Origin of the sequence: Lentisalinibacter salinarum (assembly GCF_040706555.1) — a bacterium.
GTDB lineage: Bacteria > Pseudomonadota > Gammaproteobacteria > Steroidobacterales > Woeseiaceae > Lentisalinibacter > Lentisalinibacter salinarum.
The window spans coordinates 395,386-422,180 of record NZ_JAPDRH010000001.1; the positions used below are offsets into that span (position 1 = coordinate 395,386).

22 protein-coding genes are annotated in these 26,795 nt (G+C 66.8%); 15 read left to right on the plus strand and 7 right to left on the minus strand.

The genetic code is table 11. The features are described 5' to 3' along the window. Both ACJMKZ_RS01610 and ACJMKZ_RS01615 read left to right on the plus strand, forming a co-directional pair. The gene (locus ACJMKZ_RS01610; protein ID WP_405231443.1) at positions 1–2,175 is read left to right on the plus strand and encodes a molybdopterin-containing oxidoreductase family protein; all 2,175 of its coding nucleotides are present in this window, start codon (positions 1–3) and stop codon (positions 2,173–2,175) included. Positions 2,176–2,225: 50 nt separating this feature from the next. Further along, positions 2,226–2,738: a YybH family protein gene (locus tag ACJMKZ_RS01615; protein WP_405231444.1), complete on the plus strand. Its 513-nt coding sequence runs from the start codon at positions 2,226–2,228 to the stop codon at positions 2,736–2,738. 6 nt (positions 2,739–2,744) lie between these two features. Here ACJMKZ_RS01615 and ACJMKZ_RS01620 read toward each other — a convergent pair whose 3' ends face one another. Further along, positions 2,745–3,206, minus strand: coding sequence for a nuclear transport factor 2 family protein (locus tag ACJMKZ_RS01620; protein WP_405231445.1), 462 nt, complete (start codon positions 3,204–3,206; stop codon positions 2,745–2,747). Positions 3,207–3,386: 180 nt separating this feature from the next. On the opposite strand from ACJMKZ_RS01620, the gene ACJMKZ_RS01625 reads away from it, so the two are divergent. Beyond that, positions 3,387–4,757, plus strand: a complete 1,371-nt coding sequence (locus ACJMKZ_RS01625) for a spinster family MFS transporter (RefSeq protein WP_405231446.1) — start codon at positions 3,387–3,389, stop codon at positions 4,755–4,757. A gap of 13 nt (positions 4,758–4,770) precedes the next feature. On the opposite strand, the gene ACJMKZ_RS01630 is transcribed toward ACJMKZ_RS01625, so the two are convergent. Further along, a complete protein-coding gene (locus ACJMKZ_RS01630) occupies positions 4,771–5,091 on the minus strand; it encodes a winged helix-turn-helix transcriptional regulator (protein ID WP_405231447.1) in 321 nt (106 codons plus the stop codon). Between the two features lie 61 nt (positions 5,092–5,152). On the opposite strand from ACJMKZ_RS01630, the gene ACJMKZ_RS01635 reads away from it, so the two are divergent. Genes ACJMKZ_RS01635 through ACJMKZ_RS01645 form a run of 3 tightly spaced genes read left to right on the plus strand, consistent with a single transcriptional unit; the run spans position 5,153 to position 7,767 of the window. Beyond that, positions 5,153–5,719, plus strand: coding sequence for a carboxymuconolactone decarboxylase family protein (locus tag ACJMKZ_RS01635; RefSeq protein ID WP_405231448.1), 567 nt, complete (start codon positions 5,153–5,155; stop codon positions 5,717–5,719). A 51-nt stretch (positions 5,720–5,770) separates the two neighbouring features. Further along, positions 5,771–6,037, plus strand: coding sequence for a DksA/TraR family C4-type zinc finger protein (locus ACJMKZ_RS01640; protein WP_405231449.1), 267 nt, complete (start codon positions 5,771–5,773; stop codon positions 6,035–6,037). Next, the gene (locus ACJMKZ_RS01645) at positions 6,034–7,767 is read left to right on the plus strand and encodes a 1-acyl-sn-glycerol-3-phosphate acyltransferase (RefSeq protein ID WP_405231450.1); all 1,734 of its coding nucleotides are present in this window, start codon (positions 6,034–6,036) and stop codon (positions 7,765–7,767) included. The genes ACJMKZ_RS01640 and ACJMKZ_RS01645 overlap by 4 nt, the downstream gene beginning before the upstream one ends. A gap of 98 nt (positions 7,768–7,865) precedes the next feature. Here the strand turns inward: ACJMKZ_RS01645 and ACJMKZ_RS01650 are convergent, their stop codons facing one another. After that, positions 7,866–10,178, minus strand: a complete 2,313-nt coding sequence (locus ACJMKZ_RS01650; protein WP_405231451.1) for a TonB-dependent receptor — start codon at positions 10,176–10,178, stop codon at positions 7,866–7,868. Between the two features lie 454 nt (positions 10,179–10,632). Between ACJMKZ_RS01650 and ACJMKZ_RS01655 the strand changes: the two genes are divergently transcribed. Together ACJMKZ_RS01655 and ACJMKZ_RS01660 are read left to right on the plus strand one after the other, a co-directional pair. Continuing rightward, on the plus strand, positions 10,633–11,652 hold the full coding sequence (locus ACJMKZ_RS01655; RefSeq protein WP_405231452.1) for an efflux RND transporter periplasmic adaptor subunit: 1,020 nt from the start codon (positions 10,633–10,635) through the stop codon (positions 11,650–11,652). Beyond that, positions 11,649–14,699, plus strand: coding sequence for an efflux RND transporter permease subunit (locus ACJMKZ_RS01660; protein ID WP_405231453.1), 3,051 nt, complete (start codon positions 11,649–11,651; stop codon positions 14,697–14,699). The genes ACJMKZ_RS01655 and ACJMKZ_RS01660 overlap by 4 nt, the downstream gene beginning before the upstream one ends. Before the next feature lie 58 nt (positions 14,700–14,757). Here ACJMKZ_RS01660 and ACJMKZ_RS01665 read toward each other — a convergent pair whose 3' ends face one another. The 3 genes from ACJMKZ_RS01665 to ACJMKZ_RS01675 are packed head-to-tail and all read right to left on the minus strand — an operon-like array spanning position 14,758 to position 16,745. Next, on the minus strand, positions 14,758–15,141 hold the full coding sequence (locus tag ACJMKZ_RS01665) for a nuclear transport factor 2 family protein (protein WP_405231454.1): 384 nt from the start codon (positions 15,139–15,141) through the stop codon (positions 14,758–14,760). Further along, a complete protein-coding gene (locus tag ACJMKZ_RS01670; RefSeq protein ID WP_405231455.1) occupies positions 15,138–15,518 on the minus strand; it encodes a nuclear transport factor 2 family protein in 381 nt (126 codons plus the stop codon). Before ACJMKZ_RS01670 ends, ACJMKZ_RS01665 begins: the two co-directional genes overlap by 4 nt. Positions 15,519–15,560: 42 nt before the next feature. After that, a complete protein-coding gene (locus tag ACJMKZ_RS01675) occupies positions 15,561–16,745 on the minus strand; it encodes an acyl-CoA dehydrogenase family protein (RefSeq protein ID WP_405231456.1) in 1,185 nt (394 codons plus the stop codon). Between the two features lie 163 nt (positions 16,746–16,908). On the opposite strand from ACJMKZ_RS01675, the gene ACJMKZ_RS01680 reads away from it, so the two are divergent. The 3 genes from ACJMKZ_RS01680 to ACJMKZ_RS01690 are packed head-to-tail and all read left to right on the plus strand — an operon-like array spanning position 16,909 to position 18,652. After that, positions 16,909–17,703 carry a DUF1295 domain-containing protein gene (locus tag ACJMKZ_RS01680; RefSeq protein WP_405231457.1) on the plus strand — a complete coding sequence of 265 codons (795 nt, stop codon included), beginning with the start codon at positions 16,909–16,911 and terminating at the stop codon, positions 17,701–17,703. A gap of 35 nt (positions 17,704–17,738) precedes the next feature. After that, positions 17,739–18,272 carry a nuclear transport factor 2 family protein gene (locus ACJMKZ_RS01685; protein ID WP_405231458.1) on the plus strand — a complete coding sequence of 178 codons (534 nt, stop codon included), beginning with the start codon at positions 17,739–17,741 and terminating at the stop codon, positions 18,270–18,272. A gap of 11 nt (positions 18,273–18,283) precedes the next feature. After that, on the plus strand, positions 18,284–18,652 hold the full coding sequence (locus ACJMKZ_RS01690; RefSeq protein WP_405231459.1) for a nuclear transport factor 2 family protein: 369 nt from the start codon (positions 18,284–18,286) through the stop codon (positions 18,650–18,652). A gap of 411 nt (positions 18,653–19,063) precedes the next feature. Here the strand turns inward: ACJMKZ_RS01690 and ACJMKZ_RS01695 are convergent, their stop codons facing one another. After that, positions 19,064–20,755, minus strand: a complete 1,692-nt coding sequence (locus ACJMKZ_RS01695) for a class I adenylate-forming enzyme family protein (protein ID WP_405231460.1) — start codon at positions 20,753–20,755, stop codon at positions 19,064–19,066. Between the two features lie 196 nt (positions 20,756–20,951). On the opposite strand from ACJMKZ_RS01695, the gene ACJMKZ_RS01700 reads away from it, so the two are divergent. The 4 genes from ACJMKZ_RS01700 to ACJMKZ_RS01715 all read left to right on the plus strand — a co-directional run bounded on the left by ACJMKZ_RS01700 (position 20,952) and on the right by ACJMKZ_RS01715 (position 26,782). Continuing rightward, complete coding sequence (locus ACJMKZ_RS01700) at positions 20,952–22,811, plus strand: feruloyl-CoA synthase (protein ID WP_405231461.1); 1,860 nt, start codon at positions 20,952–20,954, stop codon at positions 22,809–22,811. Positions 22,812–22,887: 76 nt separating this feature from the next. Then, positions 22,888–23,646: an SDR family oxidoreductase gene (locus ACJMKZ_RS01705; RefSeq protein WP_405231462.1), complete on the plus strand. Its 759-nt coding sequence runs from the start codon at positions 22,888–22,890 to the stop codon at positions 23,644–23,646. Between the two features lie 252 nt (positions 23,647–23,898). Further along, on the plus strand, positions 23,899–24,993 hold the full coding sequence (locus ACJMKZ_RS01710) for a hydrogenase small subunit (RefSeq protein WP_405231463.1): 1,095 nt from the start codon (positions 23,899–23,901) through the stop codon (positions 24,991–24,993). Continuing rightward, positions 24,986–26,782: a nickel-dependent hydrogenase large subunit gene (locus tag ACJMKZ_RS01715; protein WP_405231464.1), complete on the plus strand. Its 1,797-nt coding sequence runs from the start codon at positions 24,986–24,988 to the stop codon at positions 26,780–26,782. The genes ACJMKZ_RS01710 and ACJMKZ_RS01715 overlap by 8 nt, the downstream gene beginning before the upstream one ends. Positions 26,783–26,795: the final 13 nt, after the last annotated feature.

Consider the following 26,795-nt stretch of genomic DNA (forward strand, 5'->3'; position numbering starts at 1 on the left):
ATGACCACCGAAGAGCGACACGGACTCTGCCGTTTCTGCCACGCCTTCTGCCCGATGAAGGTCCACCTCGAAGACGGGCGCATCGTCAGGTTGATCGGCGACAAGCACAACCCGGTGTACGCCGGCTACAGCTGCATCAAGGGCCGTAACTTCCACGAGTTCCACTACGCCGACGACCGCATACTGCATCCGCTGAAGCGGGAAGAGGACGGCAGCCGGGCCGGGATCCCGCTGCCGCAGGCGCTGGACGAGGTTGCGTCGAAACTCCAGCCGATCGTCGCCGAGCACGGTCCCCGCTCGGTGGCGATGTACACCGGAACGTTCAGCCACTTCTGCGTGGGTGGCGTGATGACACGGCACGCCTTCATGGACGCCATCGGCTCGCCCATGCGTTTCACCAATGCCACCATCGACCAGCCCGGCAAGCCGATTGCCATGGCGCTGCACGGGCGCTGGGGTGCCGGCCCCGAGGCCTTCGCCGACTCCGACGTCTGCATGCTGGTGGGGGCCAACCCGCTGGTCTCGATGTGGGGCGGCATCCCGCCGTTCAACCCGGCCAAGCGGCTGCACGAGGCGAAGAAGCGGGGGCTGAAACTCATCGTCATCGACCCCCGCCGCACCGAGAGCGCGCGCAAGGCGGACATCCACCTGCAATGCCTGCCAGGCCACGACCCCGAGATCCTGGCCGCCATCATCCGGGTGATCATCACAGAGGGTCTCTACGACCGGGACTTCGTCGCCAGCGAGGTGAACGGCTTCGACGAGCTGGCCGCGGCGGTGGAGCCGTTCACGCCGGAACGAGTCGCCGCCCGTGCCGGGCTGCAGGCGGACGACATCGTCGCCGCCGCCCGGATGTTCGCCGGGGCGAACAAGGGCAACGCCACCGGCGGTACGGGCTCGAACATGGCGCCTCACGGCACGCTGATGGAATACCTGTTGCTCGCGCTGAACACGATCTGCGGCCGTTGGGTGAAGGCGGGCGAGCGGGTACCGAACCTCGGCTGCCTGTTCCGCATGTTCTCGGGCCGGGCGCGCGCCGAGAAACCGAGGCCCGCGGTCGGCTTCGGCGAGTCGCTGCGCGTCCGCGGCCTGGCAGACACCGCCGCCGGCCTCTCCACCGCCGCCCTGGCCGACGAGATCCTGACGCCCGGCGAGGGGCAGGTGCGTGCGCTGTTCGTCGTCGGCGGCAATCCGCTGGCCGCATTCCCGAACCGGGAGAAGGTGCGCCGCGCGTTGGAGTCGCTGGACCTGCTGGTGGTCATCGACCCGCAGCTCTCCGCCACCGCCGAACTCGCCGACTACGTCATCGGCCCGATGTTCGGCTACGAGATGCCCGCCATCTCCTTCGCCAACGAGGGCATGGTGACCTACGGCCTGTCCATCGGCTTCCAGGAGCCGTTCGCCCAGTACCAGCCCGCGCTCATCGACCCGCCGGCCGACGCCGAGGTGATCGAGGACTGGCGGGTATTCTACGAGCTCGCCCGGCGCATGGAGATGCCGCTTGGCTTCCGCGGCTACGCCTGGGACATGGAATCCCCGCCGACCACCGACGAGCTGATCGAGGTGTTCACCAGCCGCAGCCCCGTGCCGCTGGAGGAGATCAGAAAGTACCCGGAGGGCCATATCTTCGAGGAGCGCTCCGCGCCGGCGGAACCGCGAGACCCTGACTGGCCGTACCGGCTGGAGGTCGGCAACGAGGGCATGATGTCGGAGCTGGCCGGTCTTGCCGGTTCGGAGGACCACGGTGACCCGGACCGTGCGGCCGTGGCCGAGGAGCCGACGCCCGGCGGCGAAGGCCTGCCGCTGCTGCTGGTGAGCCGGCGCCAGCACCACGTCTACAACTCGGTCGGTCACGGGGTGGAGGCGCTGGCGAAGAAAGTGCCGTACAACCCGGCGCACATGAATCCGCGGGATGCCGCCGCGCTCGGGCTGACGGCCGGCGACCGGATCGAGATCGCGAGCGGCAACGGCAGCGTGCCCGCCGTGGTCGAGCTGGCCGAAGACGTGCGGCGTGGCGTCATCTCGGTCGCCCACGGGTTCCCGAACAGCACGGCCACCGATCGTTTTCGCGGCACCAGCACCAGCGCGCTGGTCGACGACGAAACCGACTACGACACCTGGAGCGGCTTGCCGCGCATGAGTGCGCTACCCGTGCGCGTGCGCGCGTCCGGCTGACCCCGCCTGCCGTTCGCACCACCATTGCCATACCGGAACAGGAGACGCCGATGTTTGACTACAGGACCCCGGGCCTCGCAGCCGCAGTACTCGCGCTCGGCTGCGCCTTCGCCGGACCCGCCCACGGCGGGGCGGACGAGGACGCGGTGGCGGCCGTCATCCGCGGGCTGCAGAGCGACTGGAACGCGGCGGACATGAGCGCCTACCTGGACGCCTACGGCAAGGGCGACGACATGCGCCTGGTCTACGGCAAGACCTGGCTCGCCGGCTGGGACGCCGTCAATCGAATGTTCCGGGAGACCTGGCCGGACGAGCGGCGCATGGGCAAGTTCACCATCGATGAGATGGAGGTCCGGCTTCTGACCGACGACGTGGCCGTGGTCACGGGCAGGTTCGAGCACGTGTTCCCCCACGAGACGATCCGGGGCGCCTTCACCCACGTGTTGGAGAAGACCCCTGACGGCATCTGGGAGATCGAGCACGAGCACACCTCCCGCGGCGAGACGATCGTCCACGAGGTGGGCCGCGAAAAGGCCCACGACGGTGCGGACGAAGACGGCTGAGGCGGGTTATTCCTCTACCGTCAGCGCCTCCTCGAGCTGCGCCCAGTCGTAGTAGTCGCGCCAGGCGGCCACCTCGCCGTCGGCGATCTCCAGCACGCCGACGACCGGGATACGGGAATGCTTGCCCTTGTAGACGAAGTCGTCGACCCGCTCGAGGAACACGACGTTGCCGTTGATCGCCACGTTGCGGATCTGCAGCTCGATGCGCTCGATCCCGTCCACCAGCGCGAGGAAGCGGGGCCGGATGGTTTCGCGGCCGATCACCGGGTCTTTCATCATGCTCTGGAACACGGCGTTCTCGGCAAACAGGTCGATCATGCGGTCCCATTCCATGGTGTTCCAGGCGTCCACCATCTCCATCGCGACGGCCTCGGCTTCGGCTTCGATGGCGTCGGTGCCCGCATGATCGTCGGCCTGCAGCGCCGGCGGGACAAGCAGCAGCCACAACAGTAGAACGTGCATTCTCATAGGACGAGTCTCCCCCTGAAAGTGAATCTCACGTGGTCACCCGCTACGCCGGAGCAGGGCAGAACCACAAACTTGCGTAATTAGACTGGGACAGTCTAAGCTAGCCTTCGGTCGCAGGCAATCCGGTCACCGGCGGGGTGCGTGGATGCCGTGACCGGGCAGCAGCGGGGGAGAGAACGCATGCAGCAGACGGAGACCGTCGGCGCGGACGCTCACGACGAAGATGGCGATTGGCCGAATCCGGTCTACTCCTGGTACGTGGTCGGCGTGCTCATGCTCGCCTACACCAACTCCTTCATCGACCGGCAGATCCTCGCGCTGCTGGTGGAGCCGATCCGGGCGGATCTCGCCATCACCGACACCCAGGTGAGCCTGCTGGCAGGCCTCGCCTTCTCCATCTTCTACACACTGATGGGCGTGCCGATCGCGCGGCTCGCCGATCAGAAGAACCGCAAGGTCATCATCGCCTTCGGCGTCGCCTTCTGGAGCGCGATGACGGCGCTGTGCGGCGCGGCGCGCAACTTCTGGCAGCTGTTCGCCGCCCGGGTTGGGGTGGGCGTGGGCGAGGCGACGCTGTCGCCGGCCGCCTTCTCGATCATGGCGGACTACTTCCCGAAGCATAAGCTCGCCCGCGCGTTCAGCGTCTATTCCATGGGGGTCTACTTCGGCGCGGGCCTCGCCATGATCATCGGCGGCATCGTGGTGCGCATGGTGATGAACGCCGGCGTCGTGACGATGCCGGTGCTGGGCGACGTGCGGCCCTGGCAGATGACGTTCTTCTTCGTCGGCGTGCTCGGGCTGCCGATATTCCTGCTCGTGCTGACCATCCGGGAGCCGGTGCGCCGCGGTCTGAAGGCGGCGGGCGTGCCCCGGGACGGCAGCGCGAGCTCGCTGCCGGTGCTGCTGGCCTTCCTGAAGGTGAACGCTCTCACGGTGGCGTTCCATTTCCTCGCCTTCTCGATGATCGGCATCGCCATCGCGGGCTACATGGTCTGGACGCCGACCCTGTTCATCCGCACCTGGGGCTGGGATGCCTCCACGATAGGACTCGCGTACGGCGGCATCATGTTCGTGCTGGGCACGGCGGGCGTCTACGCGGGCGGGTACGTGGCAGACTGGCTGGAGAGCCGGGGCCGCCGCGACGCTATCCTGCGCGCGGCCTTCTACGGCGGTGTGATCACGGTACCGTTCGCGGTGGCGACGCCGCTGATGCCGAACGGCGGCCTCGCGCTGGCCTGCCTGGCCGTGACGAGCTTCCTGCTGGCCTTCCCGCAGGGTCTGCCCGCCGCCGCGCTGCAGGTGATCACGCCCAATCCCCTGCGCGCCCAGATGACGGCGCTGTATTTCCTGGTGGGCAACCTGATTGCGCTCGGCTTCGGTCCCACCCTCGTGGCGCTGGTGACGGACTTCGGCTTCGCCGACCCGATGAAGCTCCGTTACTCGATGGCGGTGGTGAGCGCCACGGTCATACCGGTGGGAGTGCTGCTGAGTTATCTGGCGCTGCGGCCCTATCGGGCCAGCCGGCAGCGCGCGGAGGTGCCGGACGGGTAACCGCGTGCGGCGGTCAGTTTCGTTCGGCGTACCACGCTCGCGACCACTCGCTGAGGCCCATCAGCCGCTCGCCCAACTCGCGGCCCCGCTGCGTGTAACCGTAACCCTCGTCCTCCAGGTCCACGAGGCCCGCCTCGCGCAGTTCGCGGAGTCTGCGATTGAGACTGGTCGGCGAGACGTTGTCGCACCGCTCGCGCAGCTGCCGGAACGAGAGCCGTTGGTCGCGAAGCTCCCAGAGTACGCGCAGGGTCCAGCGGCGGCCCAGCAGGTCCAGGAGCGCCATGATGGGCCGTCGGGCCGACCCGCGGCTCTTATCGCCTGTATTCGGAGTCATGTTGACACTACAGTTTCTGTAGCAGTAAGCTTTGCTACAAATACTGTAGCACAGGAGCAGCATGATGAGAGAGGTTCTCGCACCCGTCGAGCCGCCGTGGCCGGAGGATGTGGCCACCGCGCTGGAGTCGTACCCGAAGCGGGACGGCTACGTCCTGAAGTTATTCCGCGTGTTCGCCAACAGCCTGCGCTTTCTGCGGGGCAAGGGCGTGGTGAACCTGCTGGATCGGGACAGTCCGCTGTCGCTCAGGGAACGTGAACTCGTGATCCTGCGCACCTGCGCGCAGCGCAACTGCGAGTACGAGTGGGGCGTGCACGCCGCCGCATTCGGCGCCGCGGCAGGGCTGAGCGCCGAGCAGATCCGGGCAACACGGCTGTCGCCGCCCGACGATCCCTGCTGGAGGGACGCCGAGGCGGTTCTGCTGCGGGTGGTCGACGGACTCTGCGCCGCCGGCTGCCCCGACCCGGCCACGCTCGATGCGTTCCGGCAGCTCTGGGACCTCGAGCAGCAACTCGAGATCCTTGCCCTGTGCGGCAACTACCATACGGTGAGTTTCGTTGCGAATGTGAGCGCCCTGGAACCCGAGGAGTTCGCGAGCGCTTTTCCGGGCGACGGCCGAGGCGGATGATGATTTGCTATGCTGACCCCCGTTAGCTCAGGGCCGCAATCGGAGGATGCCATGGCCGGTGGCTGGGCCCGCGACGGGGCCGTACAGGAACAGATCGATGCCAGCGTCGAAGACGCCGTGGAGCGCGCCCGTGGCCGGCTGCCCACCGGCCCTTCCCTGACTCATTGCGAGGAATGCGGCGAGGAGATCCCGGCCGCGCGGCGCGAGGCCGTCCCGGGCGTGCGCCGCTGCCTCGCCTGCCAGGCCGAGCTCGACGAGAAAGGGCAGGGCGAAGGTCTCTACAACCGCCGCGGCAGCAAGGACAGCCAGCTGCGGTGACGGAGTCCCGCCAGCGGCTCGAGCAGGTGCTGCGGGAGCTGGCCCCGAGGATCGACCGCGATCCGGCCGCGTTGTCGGAAGAAGCCGAGGGCTATCTCGCGGAGCTGGACAGCCGCCGCGGCGCCACGGGGGTGGGTCTGTTCGCCGCGCTGAGCCGGTTCATCTGCCGGCGCGGCTATGCGCGGGATATCGTCTGCGACGAGGGCGAGTTCGTTCGCGTTGCCAACCTGGCGCGGCGGGGCCCGGTGGTCTACCTGATCACCCACAAGACCTATCTGGATATCTTCGCGCTCTATCATGCCCTGCACGAGCGCGGCATCGACACGCCGTACGTCTTCGGCGGCATCAACATGGACTTCCTCGGCCTCGGCTGGCTCTCCCGGCAGGCGGGCGGCATCTTCATCCGCCGGGGCATCCGCGACAATCCCGTGTACCGGGTTGCACTGAAGACCGCCATCGGCGATCTGCTCTCGGCCGGGGCCTCGTTCATGTGGGCGATCGAGGGGACGCGGTCCCGCACGGGCAAGCTCGTCATGCCGAAGCTCGGCCTGCTCAAGTACGTGGTGGAGGCCAGCCGCGAACTCGACGGAGACCCGGTCCGGTATCTGCCCGTCTCCATCGCCTACGACCAGATTCCCGACGTCCCGGAAATGACGGCGCAGCAGACGGGCGCGGGCAAGGCGCCGGAGTCGCTGTCCTGGTTCGTGCGTTACGTGCGCGGGCTCAGGCAGCCGCTCGGGCGTATCTACGTGCGCTTCGGCGAGCCCGTCTCCCTGCACGATACGCCGGATGCCCCCGCCCTGGAGTCGGCAAGTGCGGAGTCGATGGAGGTGCAGAAGCTGGCGTTCGAGGTCTGCTACCGGATCAACCGGGTTACGCCGCCCACCACCGTCTCGCTGGTCATGATGTCGCTGCTCTGCGAGGAGGGGCTCGGCCGCGCCCGGCTGCGCGACGACGTGATTGCCTTGTTCGGGCACGTGCGGCGCCACGATCCCGAGGCGGTGAAGGCATTGCCCGCCGGACCGGATGCGGAGCTGGATCGCGTGCTGGCGGAACTCGCCGCCACCGGGATGGTGGCCGAATCGGCCGGCCGGCTGACGGTGCCGCCCGCGCGGCACCTCGCTGCGCTGTACTACAGCAACATGGCTGCCCATCATTTCGTGATCGCTGCTTTCGTCGAGCTCGCCCTGCTCCGTGCCGCCGAAGCCGAGGGCGCGGAGCCGCGGCAGGCGTTCGATGAAGAAATCGACCGGCTGCGGGACCTGTTCAAGATGGAGTTCTTCTTCGCCCGCCGTCCCGAGTATCGGGCAGCGGTGCGGGCGGAACTGGACGCACTCGCACGGGACTGGGAGAGGCGGTTGGAGGCGGGCGGGGCGGGGATCGCCGAGCTGGTCACGCACAAGCCGCTGTGCGTCGCCCAGGCGGTGCTGCGCCCCTATGTGGAGGCGTATCGGGTAGTCGCCCGGGCACTCCTGAGCGGTGCCGCAGATCCCGACCCCGGCGACGACCGCCTGATCGAGACCTGCCTGGACCTCGGCCGCCGCATGGCCGACCGCCGTGACATCCGCTGGGCCGATTCCGCCTCCCGGGCGCTCGTGGCCGGCGGTCTGCTGCTGGTCCGCAATCGCGGCCTCATCGCTGACGGCGGCGGGGTGGAAAGGCGCCGGCGCGAATTCGACGTGCGGCTAACCGACCTCTACCACCGCCTGGAACGGCTCTCCAAACTGTAGGAGGGCCTTCAGGCCCGACCCGCAAAGAAAAAGGCGGCACGCATGACACGTGCCGCCCTTCCCTCGATGGCCAGGGCATTGCGCCCGGCGCTCCCCTGTTACTCGAAATTATAGGCGAAATCGACGCCGTAGGTACGGGGCGCCCCGTACTGGCCGACCTCTTCGCCGAAGAAGGGGATGATGTTGGTGCGGTATTCCTCGTCCGTCAGGTTCTTGCCCCAGATACCGAAATTCCAGTTGGCATCCGCCGGCGCATAGGTGATGCGCCCGTCCAGCAGGCCGTAGGCGTCCTCCTCGTTCAGGTTCGCAGGCTGCCAGTAGAGCTCGTCCTGGTAGGAATAGTTGAGGCGGAAGGTCACGTTGCTCGCCCAGCCGGCCGCACCGATCGGCGTGTAGTCGAAGCCGACGTTGTACTGCAGTTCAGGCGTACGCTGCAGCTGGTTGCCCGAGCTGTCGACGCCGCTCGACTCGATGAACTCGATGTATTCCGTGTCCACGAAGGAGCCCGACGCGTACAGGAGCAAGCCGTCGGTCGGCGAGTACTGGAACTCGGCCTCCACACCCTTGATCTCCGCGTCCGAGGCGTTGTCCGTCAGGTTGCACAGGCAGTCCTCATTGGTCTGCTGCACCTGCAGGTCCGTATAGTCCATGAAGAAGAACGACGCATTCAGCCTCGCGCGGCCCTCGGCGAAGTCGGACTTGAAGCCCACCTCGTAGTTGGTGACTTCCTCCGGGTCAAACGAGATCGTGGCCGCGGCGACGTTAGCGGGAGTGTCCTCGTAGCCGCCGCCCTTGAAGCCTTCCGCGATACTGGCGTAAAGGAACAGGGTGTCGGTTGCCTGCCACTCCAGGATGGCCTGGGGCGTGACCTTGCTCCAGTCGTCGCCGTAGTCGGTGGCGAAAGGCGTCACCAGCGGCGTCAGCGGCACGGTATCGCCCGGGTTGAAGCGGTCGCCGGTGGCGACGGCGATACCCTGAACGAAGCCCTCCTTCTCGTCCTTCGTCCAGCGCAGGCCGACGGAGAGCTTCAGCGTGTCGGTGATGTCGAAACCGACCTGACCGAATGCCGCGATCGAATCCATCTTGCCGTCATTCAGCCAGTGGCTCTCGCCGCTCAGTACCGGCAGCGCGCCGGTGATGTTCTCACCGAAGAAACGGTCGAATTTGAAGATCTCGTCGTGCTTGAAGTAGATGCCCGCGATCCAGTCCCAGCGGCCCTCGGTCGTCGAGGTCAGGCGGAACTCCTGGCTGAACTGCTCGATGTCAGCCTGCTCGTTGACCGGCGACGAGAACAACAGGACGGCGCCCAGCGAGCGGGGATCGGTCGGATCCGGGAAGCGATTGGCAACGTAGGCGAGATAGTCGCCGAAGTCGGCTACCGTATCGAACACGTCCGGCCCGCCGCCGGTCTGGTCGTAGAGCTGCTTCGACGTGGCATCGCGATAGCCGGTGATCGACGTCAGCGAGAAACCGTCGAAGTCCTTCTCCACATTGGCCATGAAGCCGAAGCCCTCGCGGCTCATGTTGTTCGTCTGTTCCCAGCGCTCGCCCGCGTAGAGGTTGTCCTCCGGCGTGCTCTGCCGGATGTCGGTCATGCCGAGGAAATCCCTCAGCGTGCTCCAGGGGCGGAAACCGATGGGCCCGCCGGCCACTGCAACGGCGTTCAGGCCGTTGGTCCAGTCGTTGTTGTAGTCCAGCGAGAATCGGGCCCTGAGGTCGTCGTCGTTGTCGTACAGCAGCTGTCCGCGTACCTGACGCGAGGTCAGATTCTCGAGCGGACGATCGTGCAGCACGTCGTGGGCATAACCGTCCCGGTCCCGGGTCTGGAACGATAGCCGTCCCGCCCAGCGGTCCGTCAGGCCGCCGGTGACATAACCGCTGGTCTGCAGCGAGTTGTAATTGCCTGCCGAGACCAGGACGCGGCCCGAGCGATCGAACTGCGGCGCGGCGGTGATAACGCTGAGGGCGCCGCCGACCACGTTCTTGCCGAGCAATACACCCTGGGGGCCGCGTATCACCTCGATGCGTTCCAGATCGAAGAAGTCGGTGTTCAGCCCGCCGGTGCGGCCGATGTAGACCTCGTCGAGGAACAGCCCGACCGAGGGATCCGCCGTCGGCGAGTCCAGCCGGGTGTTGGTCACGCCGCGGATGTTCAGCTCGAGGTCGAGCGGCGTATTCATCGTCAGCGAGAAGGCCGGCACGCTGTTGGCGAGATCCATCACGTCGTAGATCTTGTTCTCCTCCAGCGTCGCGCCGGAGTAAGCCGTGATGGCCACCGGGGCCGTCTGCAGGCCCACCTCGCGTTTCTGCGCGGTGACGACGATCTCCTCGAGTTCCTGCGCGGCCGCGGTGCCGGCCATGGCCAGCAGGCCCGCCGCCAGCACCGTCGTCGCAAGGTGGTCGCGGAGCACGCGAAACCTGGTTTTCTCTCGTGGTTGCATTTGTCTCCCCCTCTCGGTTTTCAATTTGGACCCGGTAGCTCTGCCCGAATCCCGTAGCGGCGACCGATTTGCCCGAACGTTGTTATAACGGGCGCCCCGCGGTATCTCCTCATGCGTTGCTTGACTGCAACACACTTGCATAAGAAGATTTATGGATATTAGTCCGAATCCCGGACAGCTGCAACCGGGCCCTGAATCCGGCGGCCGGGAGGGATGTCGGGAACGCTTCGCCGACCCCTATTGCCGGAAAACGACACTGCGGCGGACGGCCGGCATTCGTTACACTACGCCGTCCCGCTGCGGCGGCGCCGGCGGCGCCAACCATCGGTAACCAGAGACACGAGGCGTTCCCCTGATCAAGAGACTCATTATCGTCGTCGCGCTTACGGGAGCGCTGTTCGGATCCCTGTTCGCGTGGAAATACATGCAGTCGCAGGGCGGTCCGGGGCGCGGCCAGCCGCCTGCCGTCGTTACCACGGTGGAGGTCACGCGCGAGACCTGGATTCCCGCACTCTCCGCCGTCGGCAGCGCGGTGCCGACCAGCGGCATCATGGTGGCCGCCGAGGTACCGGGCAGAGTCAGCGAAATCTTCTTCATCACCGGCGACCGGGTGGAGCAGGGCGCCCGTATCGTCCAGCTCGACGACGAGGTGGACCGCGCAGAACTCGACATACTGCTGGCCGACCGCAAACTGGCTGCGATCACGCTGGAGCGCACTCGCAAGCTGGTGGCCGACAAGCTCGCCTCGGCGTCGGAGCTGGACGAGGCCGAAGCGCGGCTGGAGAGCCTGGAAGCCCAGGTCGCCGCGAAACGGGCCATAATCCGGAAGAAGGACGTGCGGGCGCCTTTCGCCGGCGAACTCGGTATACGGCGCGTGAGCCCCGGCCGCTATGTGGCCGCCGGCGAGGAGATCGTCAGCCTCGTCTCACTGTCGCCGATATTCATCGAGTTCACGCTGCCGGAGCGCCATCTGGGCCGCCTCGCCCGCGACCAGCAGGTGGAAGTTGAGGTACCGGCGCATCCCGAGCGCACCTTCAGCGGGCGCATCCATGCCATCACCCCGGGCATCGAAGAGGGCACGCGCAGCGTGCGGGTCCGCGGCATCTTCGCCAATGACGACCGGGCGCTCAGGCCGGGCATGTTCGCCGAGGTGCGCATACTGGAGGAGCGCCGGCGGGAGGTGCTGACCCTGCCATACCGAGCCGTGACCTACGATCCCTACGGCAGCTCCGTATTCCTGGTGGAGGAAACCGAGGGCGGCCTGATCGCGACCCGCCGCCAGGTGGACACCGGCGAGGTGCGTGACGGCATGGTGGAGATCCTGAGCGGCCTCGCGCTCGGCGACCGCGTCGTCGGCGCGGGCCAGAACAAGCTCAGGACCGGCCAGCCGGTCACCGTGGACAATTCGGTCGAGCTGGAAGAGCGCCGGCCGGGCGGCGCATGAAGTTCACCGACATCTTCATCCGGCGACCGGTTCTCGCCAGCGTCGTCAGCCTGCTGATCCTGGTGCTGGGCCTGCGCTCCATCACCGCGCTGGAGGTCCGGCAGTACCCGGAGACGAAGAACACGGTGGTGACGGTCACCACCAGCTATCCGGGCGCGAGCAGCGAACTGATCAAGGGCTTCATCACCACGCCCCTGCAGCAGGCCATCGCCGAGGCCGAGGGCATCGATTACCTCTTCTCCCGCAGCCTGCAGGGGCGCTCGGTGATCGAGGCCCACATGGTGCTGAACTACGACCCGAACGCGGCGGTGGCGGAGATCCAGGCGAAGGTGGCGAGCCAGCGCAACGTGCTGCCCGCCGAAGCGGAGGACCCGGTGATCGAGGCCACCGTGGGCGGGCGCACCTCGCTCATGTACCTGGTCTTCTACGGCGGCGAGATGAGCGCCTCGGAGACCACCGATTACCTGCTGCGCGTGGTCCAGCCCCGCCTGCAGGCCGTGCAGGGCGTGGCCTCGGCCGATCTCTTCGGCGGCAAGACCTTCGCCATGCGCATCTGGCTCGATCCGGACCGCATGGCCTCCCTGGGCGTCTCGGCGGCGCAGGTGCGCGAGGTGCTCGTGGAGAACAACTACCTGGCGGCGGTTGGCAGCACCAAAGGCCAGTACGTCGCCATCGACCTGTCCGCCGACACCGACATCAGCGACGCCGACGCCTTCCGCGACCTGGTGGTGCGCGGCGGCCAGGATACGCTCGTGCGTCTGGGCGACATCGCCGACGTGGAACTCGGCGCCGAGAACTACGACTCGGTGAGCTGGTACAACGGCGAGCCCTCGGTGGTGATCGCCATCGACCCCGCGCCCGGGGCCAACCCGCTGGATGTCTCACGGCGGGTGCGTGTCGCCATGGAGGACATCGCCCGGCAACTGCCGGCCGGGCTCGCCGGCGAAGTATCCTTCGACGCCAGCCGGTTCATCGAGGAGTCCATCGACGAGGTATTCCGCACCCTCGCCGAGGCCGTGCTGATCGTGCTGGCGGTGATCTTCCTCTCCCTGGGCTCCATCCGTGCCGCGCTGATCCCGGCGGTGGCCGTGCCGCTGTCCCTGATCGGCGGTGCGTTCGTGATGCTGCTGCTCGGGTTCTCGATCAACCTGCTGACGCTGCTCGCCATGGTGCTCGCCATCGGCCTGGTGGTGGACGATGCCATCATCGTGGTGGAGAACGTCCACCGGCACGTCGAGGAGGGACGCTCGCGCCGCGAGGCCGCCATCATCGGCGCGCGGGAGATCGGGCTGCCTATCATCGCGATGACCACCACCCTGATCGCGGTGTACGCGCCGATCGGTTTCATGGGCGGACTGGTGGGCACCCTGTTCACGGAGTTCGCCTTCGCGCTGGCCGGCGCGGTACTGATCTCCGGCATCGTGGCCCTGACCCTCTCGCCCATGCTCTCCGCCCGCGCGCTGACCCGCTACGGCGAACCCGGCCGCTTCGAGCAGCGCGTGGAGCATTTCTTCCAGTGGCTGGCCGACCGCTACCAGCGCCTGCTGCACGCATCTCTGGATACCGTGCCGGTGACGGTCGTCTTCGCGTTGATCGTGCTGGGGAGCATCTGGTTCATGTTCACCACCGTGCCCGAGGAGCTGGCGCCGGTGGAGGACCAGAGCATCCTGTTCGTTCAGGCACGCGGGCCCCAGACGGCGACGCCGGAATACAACGAGATCTGGGCCCGGCGCATGGTGGATCTGTTCCAGGAGGTGCCGGAATACCAGGACAGTTTCCTGTTCCTGGGCATGGGCGGCGACAACAGTACCGTCTTCGGCGGATTCAAGATGGCACCGGGCCAGGAGCGGGAGCGCACCCAGATGCAGGTGCAGCCGGAGTTGCAGCAAGCGATTTCGAAAATAGCCGGCCTGCAGGCGGCGGTGTTCCCGCGGCCGGATCTGCCGGGCTCCGCCGGCGGGTTGCCGGTGCAGTTCGTGGTGACCTCGGCCGCCGATTACGAGCGGGTGGACGGCGTGGTCGACGGCCTGATGGGCGAGGCCATGCAGAGCGGGCTGTTCGCCTTCGTGCGCAAGTCCATCGATTACTCCCGGCCGCGCATCACCCTGCACATCGATCGCGACCGGGCCGGCATCCTCGGCATCTCCATGCAGGACGTCGGCCGTACGCTGTCCACGATGGTGGGCGAGGGATACATCAACCGCTTCAACCTGGAGGGCCGCAGCTACCGGGTTATTCCCCAGGTCGGCCGCGAGTTCCGTCTGGATGCCGCCATGCTGGAGGACTACTACGTGCCAGCCGCCGGTGGCGAGATGGTGCCGCTGTCCGCGCTGGTGAGCTTCGAGCGCACGGTGGAACCCGCCGAGCGCACCCAGTTCCAGCAGCTGAATTCCATCGCCGTCGAGGGCGCGATGGCGCCGGGCGTGACGCTGGGCGATGCGCTGGCGTTCCTGGAGGAACGTGCGCAGGCATCTTTCCCCGTGGGCTTCAGCTGGGACTACAGCGGCGAGTCACGGCAGTACAAGCAGCAGTCGAGCGCGCTGGTGATCACCTTCTTCATCTCGCTGCTGGTCATCTACCTGGTGCTGGCCGCGCAGTTCGAGAGCTGGCGCGACCCCTTCATCATCCTGGTTTCCGTGCCGATGTCCGTCGCCGGCGCGCTGATCTTCATGACGCTCGGTCTGGCGACGATCAACATCTACACCCAGGTGGGGCTGATTACCCTGATCGGGCTGGTGGCCAAGAACGGCATCCTCATGGTGGAGTTCGCCAACCAGCTCCGCGCGCGCGAGGGGCTGGACAAGCGCGCCGCCGTGGAGAAGGCGGCGGCCGTGCGGCTGCGGCCCATCCTGATGACCACCGCCGCCATGATCTTCGCCATGGTGCCGCTGCTGACCGCCTCCGGCGCCGGCGCCGTGAGCCGCTTCAACATCGGCCTGGTCATCGCCAGCGGGCTCGGCATCGGCACCCTGTTCACGCTGTTCGTTGTGCCGGCGTTCTACTTGCTGTTGACCGGCGAAATCGAGCACCAGCAGGAGAACGCGTAGGAGGGCCTTCAGGCCCGATTCATTAATTTCAATCGGGCCTGAAGGCCCTCCTACATCGTCATTTGCGCAGCGGTTTCGTGTGCGCCGTGTCCAGATACTCGTCCAGCGACACGATGCGCCCGTCTTCCACCTTGATGATGGCGCAGGCGGGCATCGCGAAGTGCTCGCCGGACGGCAGCGTGCCGCGCAGTACGTGTTGCTGGTACCAGCCGCCGGGGATCGGCTCTCGGCGCACGATGTCGTACTCCAGTTCGGTCAGCTTGCGGTGCATCCACTGCAGCGACTTGATGTTCTCCTCCACCGGCTGCAGGGCCTGGTCGAAGTTGTGCCAGATCCGCGCGTCAGGTGCGTAGAGTTCGCGCACCGTGTCGACGTCGCAGCCCTCCAGCGCCGCCATGAAGCGCTCGGCCAGTTCCAGGTTGTCGTCCGCCTCCGTCATCATGCCGCTCCCTCTTCTTTCTTGTTATCCATCTCGAAGTAGTCGCGCCAGCGGGCGATCCGGCCGTCGCGGAACTCGAAGATGCCCATGTACGGGTGGGCGATGCGGTCGCCGGTGCGCAGGTCCGTGTACTCCTCGTAGCCCTCGACGAACAGACAGTCGTCCGTCTCCGCCCAGCGGTCGATGCGCCAGTCGGGGTCGGCGCAGATCTCGCCGTACTTGTTCAGGAACTTGCGCACCCACTCCTTGCCGATGAGCGGTCGCGAACCCACGTGGTAGTGGTACTCGATGTCGTCGGTCAGGTAGTCCAGGAACTTCTCGCGCTCGCCGTCGATATTCGCCTGCATCAGCGCCCTGATGGTATCCATCTTCTCGGACATGTCGCTCTCCCCGTTGTCGCCCTGGTCGCAATTGGTCGGTTGTCAGAAGCCGAGCTGGCGCCCGGCGAGGTCGTTCAGAATTTCCTCGGTGCCGCCGCCGAGCGCGAAGATGCGCGCCTCGCGCTGGATGCGCTGCACCCGGGTGTCGCCGCGGTAGGCCTCGCCGCCCAGCACCTGCATGGCCTCGCGGGCGCAGTGCTCCAGCGTGGTGGTGGCCTGAATCTTCAGCATGCACAGATCCGCGACAGGCACCTCGCCGCGCTCGAAGCGCCACACGCATTGGTCCAGGAACGCGTAGCCGGCGCGGATGGCCCGCACCATGGTCACCAGCTTCTGGCGGATGGTCTGGTGATCGATCAGCCGTTTGCCGAAGGTCTCGCGCCGCTGCGCCCAGGCGATGGCGTCGGCGGTGGCGACGCGCGCCATCGCCAGCGTCGCGCCGACGCCGCTGAAGCGCTCCGTGTTGAACTGGTGGGTGAGGCTGGCGAACGCGCGGCCCTCGGGGCCTATTAGGCGGTCGCGAGGCACGCGGACGCCGTCGAACCGGATGGTGCCGTTGGCGGCGCTGTACCAGGCCAGTCCGGGTAGCGGCTCCATGCTGACGCCCGGGCTGTTCGCATCGATCAGCATCAGGGACAGCCCGCCGAGCCCCTCGCCGGCCGTGCGCACCACGGTGAGCAGGTAGTCGGCGCGCAGCGCACCGGAGATCAGCGTTTTCTCGCCGTTCACCACATAGTGGTCGCCGTCCGCCTCGGCGGACGTCACGAAGCCAGACACGTCCGAGCCGCCCACCGGCTCGGTGACCGCGAAGGCGGTGCGCCTCTCCCCGGCGAGTACCGGGCGCACCACCTCGTCGTGCAGTTCGGGGCTGCCGTATTCGACCACGGGTGGTAGTGCGATCCAGTGAGTGGCCAGGTCGGCGAAGACGACACCGGAGCCGAGACGATGGAACTCCTCGGCGAAGATCACCCGATGGTAGAGGTCGGCGGCGCCCTGCCAGCCGCCGAATTCGGCCGGAAAGCCCATGCCCATGAGGCCGGCCTCGGCCGCCTGCCGGTACAGGTCGTCCGGGAAGGTGCCGGCCGCGTTCCAGGCGTCGATGTGAGGCTCCACCTGCGCGGACACGAAGTCACGCAGCCGCTGCCGCCAGGCCTCGTGGTCGGCGGTCAGGCCGGGCGCCGGCGGCCTCAGGCCGTCGAAGTCGATGGCGGGCTTCTTTGCTGGCACGACCTTGCTCCCCCTGCCGGTCTCCGCTGCTTCTCGGCAGGTCGCAACACCGGCCGGACTTGCATCGGACTCGCTTGCTTAGTAAGACTTAGTCATAATAGCACAGGCCCGGGATACCGCCAGCCGGGTCGCCGACAAATGTAAACCGACCGAGGGGAGAGCCGTGCCGCAAGAATTCCTGTCGCTGGCGCTGATCAATGCGTCACTCATACTGGTGCTGATGACTGGCCTGTGGGGTCTCAGTCTCGCTCTGCGCGATTCCAGCATCGCAGATATCTTCTGGGGTTTCGGCTTCGTGATCATCGTCTGGTTCACCTGGACGATCTCCGACGGCGTGGAGGCCAGGCGCCTGCTCGTGGCCGCGCTGGCCACGCTCTGGGGGCTGCGCCTGGGTGTCTATCTCGGCTGGCGCAACTGGGGCAGGGAGGATCCTCGCTACGCGCGCCTGCGCCAGCACGTGGAATCACAGGGCGGAAACTACGCGCTGCACAGCCTCCTGAACATCTACCTCATGCAGGGCTTCTTCATGTGGCTCGTGTCGCTGGTGCTGATCTTCGGGCTGTCCATGGACACGCCGGCCACGCTCGGCTGGCCGGCCTGGGCCGGCGCCGCGCTGTGGACGGTGGGCATGTTCTTCGAAGTGGTCGGCGACATCCAGCTCACCCGCTTCCGTGCCGACCCCGCCAACGAGGGCAAGGTCATGGACCGGGGACTGTGGCGCTATACCCGCCACCCGAACTACTTCGGCGAGGCCTGCGTCTGGGTGGGCTTCTTCCTGATCGCGGTCGAGAACTCCTGGGGCCTGGTCACGATCGTCAGTCCGGCGACCATCCTGTGGGTGCTCACCGGGTCACTGGGCAAGGGGCTGCTGGAGCGCCGCATGGCGAAGAAGCGCCCCGACTTCGAGGAGTACAAGCGGCGCACCAGCGGGTTCTTCCCGCTGCCGCCGAAGAAATGAGCCGTGAGGCCGGACCGGGAGCAGAGGGAGATACCATGACCACAGAACAGCGAGACGACCGCATGCAGCGCATGCTGGATTACTATGAGATACGCGACGTGCTGGCGCGCTACGCCCGCGGCATCGACCGGGCCGACGGCGACCTGCTGAAGAGCTGCTACCACCCGGACGCCATCGAGGAACACGCCGGGCGCTACGACGGCAACGCCCACCAGTACGTGGACGAGGCCATGCCTCGGGTCATGCAGATGGGCGCCATGCAGCATCTCCTGGGCTCGAGCCACGTCGACGTTGACGGCGATACCGCCTACGTGGAGACCTACGTCTGGACTTTCATGCGCCAGCACCGGGAGGACGGCGACTGGGACACGCTGACCGGCGGCCGCCTGGTCGACCGCTTCGAGCGCCGCGACGGCGAATGGAAGATCGCCCACCGCTGGACGGTGTTCGACTTCAACCGGGACACGCCCACCGCCGAGGGCTGGTGCGGCGGCATGTTCGACTTCAGCCAGAAGGGCGCACGTCTCGGGCGCAAGGGCCGCGAGGACCCTTCCTACGAGCGATTCTGAGGAGAACGGACATGCTGATAGAAAAAGTGCACGAGCTCATCGAGACCTGGAAGCGTCAGGACGTCGACGGCGTGCTGGCAATGCTGGACGACGACGTCGTCTACCACTACCACGTGGGCTCGCCGCCGCTGGAGGGCCGGGAGAAGGTGCGCAAGTTCCTGGAGCGCTTCGGCAAGGGCCAGGAGGACATCCGCTGGCGCATCGACAACCATGCCGAAAACGACGATCTGCTGCTGGTGGAGGGGCGCGATATCTACCGCAAGGGCGGCGTCGAGATCGACCTGCCCTACATGGGCATCTTCCGCTTCCGCGACGGCAGGATCGTGGAGTGGCGCGACCACTTCGACATGGGCGAGCTGAAGAAGCAGATGGACGGCTAGTGTGTAGGAGGGCCTTCAGGCCCGACCCGGCCCTGCCAGACCCCCGTTCTTTTATGGCCGCCCTGCGGGGGTATCCATCTTGCTCCCGACAAAAGGTCGCGGCGATGGATACCCCCGCAGGACGGCCGCCTCGCGGTGGCGTGCAGGCGCTGCCAGTCAGCAACGCCTGCTGACTGGTGCCAAGCCTATCGGCTACGGGCCCGTTAGCGGGTGGATCACGGTTGCGGGGTCGTCCGGACCGCGCTGCAAGCCTCGATGGGCATGTAGGAGGGGCTTCAGCCCCGATCTTCGCCCGGGGTAACCGAACGCTAATCGGGGCTGAAGCCCCTCCCACATGAGCGTCCCGCGACCCTTATCCACCCGATGGCGAGCCAACGCCAAAAGAAAGCCGGGTCGGGCCTGAAGGCCCTCCTACATGGATAGTTCCCGCCTCAGCACCTTGCCCAGCGGGTTGCGCGGCAGCGCCTCCATGACCACCATCTCCTGGGGCCACTTGTAGGAGGCCACCTGCAGGCTCTTCAGGTGTTCGACGACGTCCTCCAGGGTGACGCTCTCGCCGGGCTTCGGCACGACGGCCGCGCAGACCTTCTCGCCCAGCACCTCGTCGGGGATGCCGAATACGGCCGCCTCCTGCAGGGACGGGTGGCTCTCCACCAGAGAGTCCAGCTCCGCCGGCGAGATGTTCATGCCGCCGCGGATGATCAGCTCCTTGACCCGGCCGATGAAGCGGTAACGCCGCGGTATCGGCTCGCCGTCGTCGACGATCTCGAACAGGTCGCCCGAATGATAGAAGCCGTCGGCGTCGATCACCTCGGCGTTCAGTTCTTCGTCCTGCCAGTAGCCGTCGAAGCGCATCGCGCCGTCGAAACACAGCTCGCCCGGCCGCTCGGGCTCGGTGATGACCTCGCCGGTCTCCGGGTCCTTGAGGCAGGTGAGGATCTTTTTCTGGAACCGCGACGGCCACTCCAGCCCCTCCACGCCGAAGCGGGGGAAGTACAGCGCGCGATCCTCCGGGTCCGGGAAGTCTTCGGCGGTGCTGAACAGCGAGCAGCCCTCGTTGGAGCCGAAGATGTTGATGACGACGATGCCGTGCTGCTCCTGCCAGCCCTTCACCATCCAGGGCGCCAGCGGCGCGGAGCCGGAGCCGATGCAGCGCAGATGGCTGATGTCGGTCTTCGCCAGCAGGTCCTCGTTCTTCAGCAGCAGGTTCAGGATAGCCGGCGGGGCCACGGTGTAGTTGATCCTCTCCTCCGCCATCTGGCGCAGGAACACCGGGAGGTCGAAGGGGTGATGCTGCACCAGCTTGCCCCGCGTCATGAGCCAGGGCATGACCATGCCGCCGAGAGAGGCGATGTTCACCATCGGGAAGGGGTTGAGGATGTTCTCGCCCTCCTGCAGCTGGCCGCACTCGCTGCAGGATTCCCCGTTCACGACCCAGTGTGCATGGTGGCGGGGCACGCCCTTCGGGCGTGACTCGGTCCCCGAGGTCCAGCACAGGGTGAGGGTCTCGTGGGGATCGATCTCCAGGTTCTCGAGATAGGCCCGCAGCGGTTCCGGGTCGGCGCCGGCGAGCCGCTCCAGGGAGAGATCCGTGGGGTCCGCCTCCTGCTCGCGCCACACCAGCAGGTGACGCAGCCGGTCGAACTCGGGCACCAGCGCCTCGGCGCGGGCGGCGGGCTCGGTGTCCTTGAATTGCGGCACCGTCATGAAGGCGCTGGCGCCGGACTTGCCCAGGATGTAGCGGAGCTCGTGCTCCCGGAACTGCATCGCGACCGGGCAGAAGATGAGGCCGAGGCGTGCGCAGGCGAGGAACGTCACCACGCCCTCCACCGTATTCGGCAGCTGCGTGGCCAGCACGTCGTCCTTGCGCAGGCCCAGCGCGAGCAGCCGGCTGGCCAGCCCGTCCACCAGCCGGTCCAGCTCGGCGAACGTGTAGCGCTGCTGGACGGCGCCCGTCAGCTCCTCCTTGTTCGGGGGGTCCACGACGGCTTCCTCGCCGCCGGCCCTGGCGACGGCGTCGCGGAATACGTCGTCCACGGTGGTCTGTCCCCACCATCCCCGCTTCTGGTACTCGGCGATCCGTTCCGGTGAACTCTGGATCATCTGTTTCCGCCTCTCTCCCGTGTGGGTTCCGACAACCCTTCCAAGTATAGAGTCATGTTATGCAAGCGACCATAGCAGTCGCGGTCGCCGCCTGTCGCGATACCCGTCCTGCGCGGACCGCCACTGTCACTTGCATTATTCGACTGAGTCGGTGAGGATCGGACCATCGACGGACAGTGCCGAGGACACCGTTCCCATGACCGATTTCCGCACCGCCCCGTTCCGGGAGGTCGCGTTCCCTTCGGCCCGCATGGCAGTGGAGGAACGCGCCGACGGCACGCTGATCGTGACGCCCGAGACCACGCTCGAGCCCTACGTGCCGAATCTGCTTCTCGAGCTCGAGCGCCAGGCGGGCGAGCGACCCGACCAGCCGTACCTGATGGAGAGGGAGGGCGGCGACGGGGACTGGATCGCCCAGACCTACCAGGAGACCCGTCGCGACGCCCATGCGGTCGCCCAGTGGCTGCTGGACAACGGAGTGGGGCCGGACCGCTCCCTGCTGATCCTGTCCGGCAATTCCATCCGTCACGCGGTGTTCAAGTACGGCGCCATGGCCGTGGGCGTCCCGGTCTGCCCGGTGAGCGTTAACTATGCGCTGATGGGCGGTGCCGGTGGCGATTACGGACGCCTGAAGCACGTGCTGGAGCTGGTCAGGCCGGCGGTCGTGTACGCCGAGCAGACGCCCCTGTACAAGGCCGCCCTGGAGGCGGTGGACTTCGGCGACGCCATCGTCGTCACCGAGGAGCCGGAGCTGCTCGAGCGCCCCGCCGTCGCCATCTCCGAGGTGCTCGCGTTGCGGGGCGGCCCCGAGGTGCGGGAGTCCATCGAAGGACTGGACCCGGACGCGCCGGCCGTCTATATGCTCACCTCCGGATCCACCAGCCTGCCCAAGGCGGTCGTGCAGACCCAGCGCATGCTCGGGGCCAACCTGGCTCAGGCGAAACAGGTGCTGGGCGAGACCGCCGGCTGGAAGGACGTGATGCTCGACTGGCTGCCGTGGAATCACGTCTCCGGGACGTCGAGCAAGTTCGGGGTGATGATCGCCGGCGGCACCTTATATATAGACGGCGGGCGTCCCTTGCCGGGTCAGTTCGATCTGACCATCCGCAACCTCAAGGACGTCCCGGTCAGCTTCTTCACCAACGTGCCGGCCGGCTACGCCATGCTGGCCGATGCGCTGGAGCGCGATGACGAGCTGCGCGAGACCTTCTTCTCGAAGCTGAGGCTGGCGTTGTACGGCGGGGCCGGCCTGCCCCAGGCGCTGTACGACCGGCTGCAGGCGCTCGCCGTGCGCACCACCGGCAAGCGGGTCTTCTTCACGACCGGCTACGGGGCGACCGAGACGACTTCCGGTTGCATGGCCATCTATTTCGATACGGAAGAGGTCGGCATCGGGCTGCCGATGCCGGGGCTGACGATCAAGCTGGTGCCCCAGGACGACCGCTACGAGATCCGCATGAAGGGCCCGATGATCACGCCGGGCTATCTGCACATGCCCGAGAAGAATGCGGAGATCTTCGATGACGAAGGATATTTTCTGATCGGCGACGCCGCGCAGTTCAACGAGCCCGGCGACATCGAGCGGGGCCTGAAGTTCGCGGGTCGGCTGGCCGAGGAGTTCAAGCTCGCCAACGGCACCTGGGTCTCCGCCGGCAACCTGCGGGCAGCCGTGGTGCAGGCGTGCTCGCCGCTGGTGAGCGACCTCCTGGTGTGCGGGCTCAACCGGGACTATGTGGCCGTGCTCGCCTGGCCCAACCGGGCCGGCGTCGAGCAGGTGCTGGGCGCAGAACCGCCGGCCAGCGCCCGGCAGCTGGCGGGCGAGCCCGCCGTGCGCGAGCGCATCGTGCAGGCGCTGGACGCGCACAACCGGGCCAACCCGGGTTCAAGCACCCGCATCCGCCGTTTCGCCTTCCTGGACGAGCCGCCGAGCATCGACGGGCACGAGCTGTCGGACAAGGGCACGGTGAACCAGTCCGTAGCGCTGCGTCGGCGGGCGGACGACGTGGAACGTCTGTACGCGGCGTCGCCCGGCGAGGAGGTGATCGTCCTCGCATGAGGGGGCCGCTGCCTTGGGTCGCCGACGATCCCGGCAGCCTGGGGCGATTCAGGAGCATAAGAGAGGGGGAGAGACTATGGATATCGAGGGTGCGGCTGCGATCGTCACCGGCGGCAACCGGGGCATCGGCGAGGGTTTCGTGCGGGCGTTGCTGGAGGCCGGCGCGGCCAGGGTCTACGTGGGCGCCCGCGATACGGCTGCGGCGCAGCACCTGGCGGAAGAATTCGGCGATCGGGCGGTGCCGGTGGCCCTGGACGTCACCGACGAGGCGCAGGTGGCGGCAGCCGCCGCGGAATGTACGGATGTCTCCATCGTCGTCAATAACGCCGGTGTGTTCGCGGCCCGGTTGCTGATCGGCGCTGACGACATGAGCGGCGCCCGCCAGGAGATGGAAGTCAACTACTTCGGCACGCTGGCCATGTGCCGTGCGTTCGCCCCGGTGCTCGCCGCGAACGGCGGCGGCGCCATCGTCAACGTGCTGTCGGCGGCGGCACTCACCAATATCCCGAACATGGGCGGCTACGGTCCGTCCAAGACCGCGACGCGATTCCTGTCCGCGGGTGTGCGCGCCGAGGTGGCCGACCAGGGTACCCAGGTCACGGCGCTGATTGTCGGCTCGGTGGATACCCGAATGGCCGCCCACGTGGCCGGACAGAAGGAACAGCCCATCGATATCGGGCGCGCAGGCGTCAAGGCCATCCGCAAGAACATCGACGAGATGGATACCGACTGGATGGCGACCAGCGTCCGGGCCCGGATCGCGATGGACCCGAAGGGCTATGAACGGGGCCTCGCGAAGCTCCTGAAAGCGGACCGGCTCAGCACCGGCAAATAGCCCCGCGCACCCCCGTCCCGCGGCCGCTGCGAATTCGCGTGACGAGCGTAGGTATCTACCAGTATGGATGTCATACCCCGCCGCTCGAACAATATACGCGGATGGGGGACTAGCGCCTGGAACAAAAAGCAGAACGCTACGTGCCGAACCCGTCCGCGCTGGTGACGGCCAGCCGTGTTGCGGCCCTTCGATGGTGGCGCGCTCCGGCTGGCCGATTCAGCGACGAACATAGCAGCAGAAGAGGACGTCGCCATGGCAGCCCGAGAAACCTTATACGAGGTCATGCGCCAGCATGGCATCACCCGCCGCAGCTTTCTTAAGTTCTGCAGCCTGACCGCAGCCGGCCTCGGTCTCGGTCCGGAGTTCGCGGGCAAGATCGCCTACGCGCTCGAAACCAAGCCACGCACGCCGGTGATCTGGCTGCACGGCCTGGAGTGCACTTGCTGCACCGAGTCTTTCATCCGCTCGGGCAACCCGCTCGCCAGTGACGTCGTCCTGTCCATGATCTCGCTGGACTACGATGACACGCTGATGGCGGCCGCGGGCCATCAGGCCGAGGAGATCCTGGAGCAGACCATCGCGAAGTACGACGGCGAGTACATCCTCGCCTGCGAGGGCAATCCGCCGCTGAACGAGGACGGCGTGTACTGCATGCAGGCCGGCATCCCGTACGTCGAGAAACTCCGTCACATGGCCGCTCACTGCAAGGCCATCGTGGCCTGGGGCTCGTGCGCTTCCTGGGGCTGCGTGCAGGCCGCCAAACCGAATCCCACCCGCGCCGTCCCGATCCACAAGGTCATCAAGGACAAGCCCATCGTGAAGGTGCCGGGTTGCCCGCCGATCGCCGAGGTGATGACGGGCGTGCTGACCTACATGATCGCCTTCGACGACCTGCCGGAGCTGGATCGCCAGGGCCGGCCGAAGATGTTCTACGGCCAGCGCCTGCACGACAAGTGCTACCGGCGGCCGCATTTCGACGCCGGTCAGTTCGTGGAGAAATTCGACGACGAGGGCGCGAAGAAGGGCTACTGCCTGTACAAGGTCGGCTGCAAGGGCCCGACCACCTACAACGCCTGCTCCACCGTCGAGTGGAATGACGGCCTGTCCTGGCCGGTGAAATCGGGCCATGGCTGCCTCGGCTGCGCCGAAGACGATTTCTGGGACAAGGGCAGTTTCTACAGTGCGGTCGGCAAGCTCGACGTCTCGCCCGATGGCGCAGAAGCGACGGCCGACCAGGTCGGCGGAGTGCTCGCCGGTGCAGCGGCTATCGGTGTTGCGGCCCACGCGGTCGGTTCCGCCATCAGCCACATGACGCGCAAACAGCCTGAGGAGACCAGTAATGGCTAGCATCACCACGCCGAACGGCTTCAACCTTGACGACAGCGGTCAGCGCGTGGTCGTGGATCCCATCTGCCGGATCGAAGGCCACCTGCGCATCGAGGTCAACGTCGACGAGAACAACGTCATCCAGAACGCGGTTTCCACGGGCAACATGTGGCGCGGTCTGGAAGTCATCCTGAAGGGTCGCGATCCCCGCGACGCCTGGGCCTTCGTCGAGCGCATCTGCGGCGTCTGCACGGGTGTGCACGCCATCCAGTCCGTGCGCTGCGTCGAAGACGCCCTGGGCATCGAGATCCCGGCCAACGCCAACCACATCAGAAACCTGATGATGCTGGCGCAGTACACCCAGGACCATCTCGTGCACTTCTATCACCTGCATGCCCTGGACTGGGTGGACGTGGTCAGCGCGCTCAGCGCCGACCCGAAGGCCACCTCCCAGCTGCAGCAGTCCATCAGCAACTGGCCGAAGTCCTCGCCGGGCTACTTCAGCGACGTGCAGAACAAGCTGAAGCGCTTCGTGGAATCCGGTCAGCTGGGTATCTTCTCCAACGCCTACTGGGGCAGCCCGGCCTACAAGCTGCCGCCCGAGGCGAACCTGATGGCCGTGACCCATTATCTGGAGGCGCTGGACTTCCAGAAGGAGATCGTCAAGATCCACACGGTCTTCGGCGGCCGCAACCCGCACCCGAACTGGCTGGTGGGCGGCGCACCCTGCTCGATCAACGTGAACGACACCGGCGCCGTCGGCGCGGTGAACATGTACTGGCTGAACCTGGTGTCCGACATCATCAACCAGTCCATCCAGTTCGTCGATCAGGTCTACATCCCCGACCTGAAGGCCATCGCGTCCTTCTACAAGGACTGGGGCTTCGGCGGCGGTCTGTCGGGCAAGAACGTCATGTCCTACGGCGACTTCCCCGAGTTCGCGAATCAGTTCGACAACGACAGCTTCATGATGCCGCAGGGCGCGATCCTGAACGGCGACCTGTCGAAGGTCTATGACGTCGATCCGCGGGATCCCGAGCAGGTGCAGGAATTCGTCACGCACTCCTGGTACGACTATCCGGGCGACCCGAATGCAGGGCTCCATCCCTGGGACGGCATCACCGAGCCGAAGTTCGAACTCGGACCGAATGCCAAGGGCACGAAGACGAACATCCAGGCACACGACGAGGGCGGCAAGTACTCCTGGCTGAAGGCGCCGCGCTGGCGCGGCAACGCGATGGAAGTCGGCCCGCTGGCCCGCTACATCGTCGCCTATGCCCGCGGTCACGAGGAGGTCAAGGACCAGGTCGACGGCCTGCTCAGCGATCTCGACCTGCCGATCACCGCGCTGTTCTCGACGCTCGGGCGCACCGCCGCGCGCGGGCTGGAGACCTCCTGGGCGGCGCACAAGATGCGCTACGTGTTCGACAACATGATGGCCAACATCAAGGCCGGCGATACGGCGACCGCCAACATGGACAAGTGGGAGCCGGATACCTGGGCGAAGGACGCCAAGGGTGTCGGCTACGGCGAGGCCCCCCGCGGCTCGCTCGGCCACTGGATCCACATCAAGGAAGGCAAGATCGAGAACTACCAGTGCGTCGTGCCGTCGACCTGGAACGCTTCGCCGCGCGATCACCAGGGCAACATCGGTGCCTACGAGGCCGCGCTGCTCGGCACGCCCATGGCGGACCCGAAACAGCCGCTGGAGATCCTGCGCACGATCCACAGCTTCGATCCCTGCCTGGCCTGCGCCTCGCACGTGATCTCGCCCGACGGCGAGGAACTCACGTCGGTGAAGATCCGTTAGGGCTCCGGCCAAC

Coding starts and splice junctions, on each gene's coding strand:
- ACJMKZ_RS01715 (WP_405231464.1), top strand. CDS start 24,986: ATGGCTAGCATCACCACGCCGAACGGCTTCAACCTTGACGACAGCGGT.
- ACJMKZ_RS01695 (WP_405231460.1), bottom strand. CDS start 20,755: ATGATCCAGAGTTCACCGGAACGGATCGCCGAGTACCAGAAGCGGGGA.
- ACJMKZ_RS01640 (WP_405231449.1), top strand. CDS start 5,771: ATGGCCGGTGGCTGGGCCCGCGACGGGGCCGTACAGGAACAGATCGAT.
- ACJMKZ_RS01635 (WP_405231448.1), top strand. CDS start 5,153: ATGATGAGAGAGGTTCTCGCACCCGTCGAGCCGCCGTGGCCGGAGGAT.
- ACJMKZ_RS01685 (WP_405231458.1), top strand. CDS start 17,739: ATGACCACAGAACAGCGAGACGACCGCATGCAGCGCATGCTGGATTAC.
- ACJMKZ_RS01615 (WP_405231444.1), top strand. CDS start 2,226: ATGTTTGACTACAGGACCCCGGGCCTCGCAGCCGCAGTACTCGCGCTC.
- ACJMKZ_RS01625 (WP_405231446.1), top strand. CDS start 3,387: ATGCAGCAGACGGAGACCGTCGGCGCGGACGCTCACGACGAAGATGGC.
- ACJMKZ_RS01705 (WP_405231462.1), top strand. CDS start 22,888: ATGGATATCGAGGGTGCGGCTGCGATCGTCACCGGCGGCAACCGGGGC.
- ACJMKZ_RS01670 (WP_405231455.1), bottom strand. CDS start 15,518: ATGTCCGAGAAGATGGATACCATCAGGGCGCTGATGCAGGCGAATATC.
- ACJMKZ_RS01630 (WP_405231447.1), bottom strand. CDS start 5,091: ATGACTCCGAATACAGGCGATAAGAGCCGCGGGTCGGCCCGACGGCCC.
- ACJMKZ_RS01700 (WP_405231461.1), top strand. CDS start 20,952: ATGACCGATTTCCGCACCGCCCCGTTCCGGGAGGTCGCGTTCCCTTCG.
- ACJMKZ_RS01655 (WP_405231452.1), top strand. CDS start 10,633: ATGCAGTCGCAGGGCGGTCCGGGGCGCGGCCAGCCGCCTGCCGTCGTT.
- ACJMKZ_RS01660 (WP_405231453.1), top strand. CDS start 11,649: ATGAAGTTCACCGACATCTTCATCCGGCGACCGGTTCTCGCCAGCGTC.
- ACJMKZ_RS01665 (WP_405231454.1), bottom strand. CDS start 15,141: ATGATGACGGAGGCGGACGACAACCTGGAACTGGCCGAGCGCTTCATG.
- ACJMKZ_RS01620 (WP_405231445.1), bottom strand. CDS start 3,206: ATGAGAATGCACGTTCTACTGTTGTGGCTGCTGCTTGTCCCGCCGGCG.
- ACJMKZ_RS01710 (WP_405231463.1), top strand. CDS start 23,899: ATGGCAGCCCGAGAAACCTTATACGAGGTCATGCGCCAGCATGGCATC.
- ACJMKZ_RS01690 (WP_405231459.1), top strand. CDS start 18,284: ATGCTGATAGAAAAAGTGCACGAGCTCATCGAGACCTGGAAGCGTCAG.
- ACJMKZ_RS01610 (WP_405231443.1), top strand. CDS start 1: ATGACCACCGAAGAGCGACACGGACTCTGCCGTTTCTGCCACGCCTTC.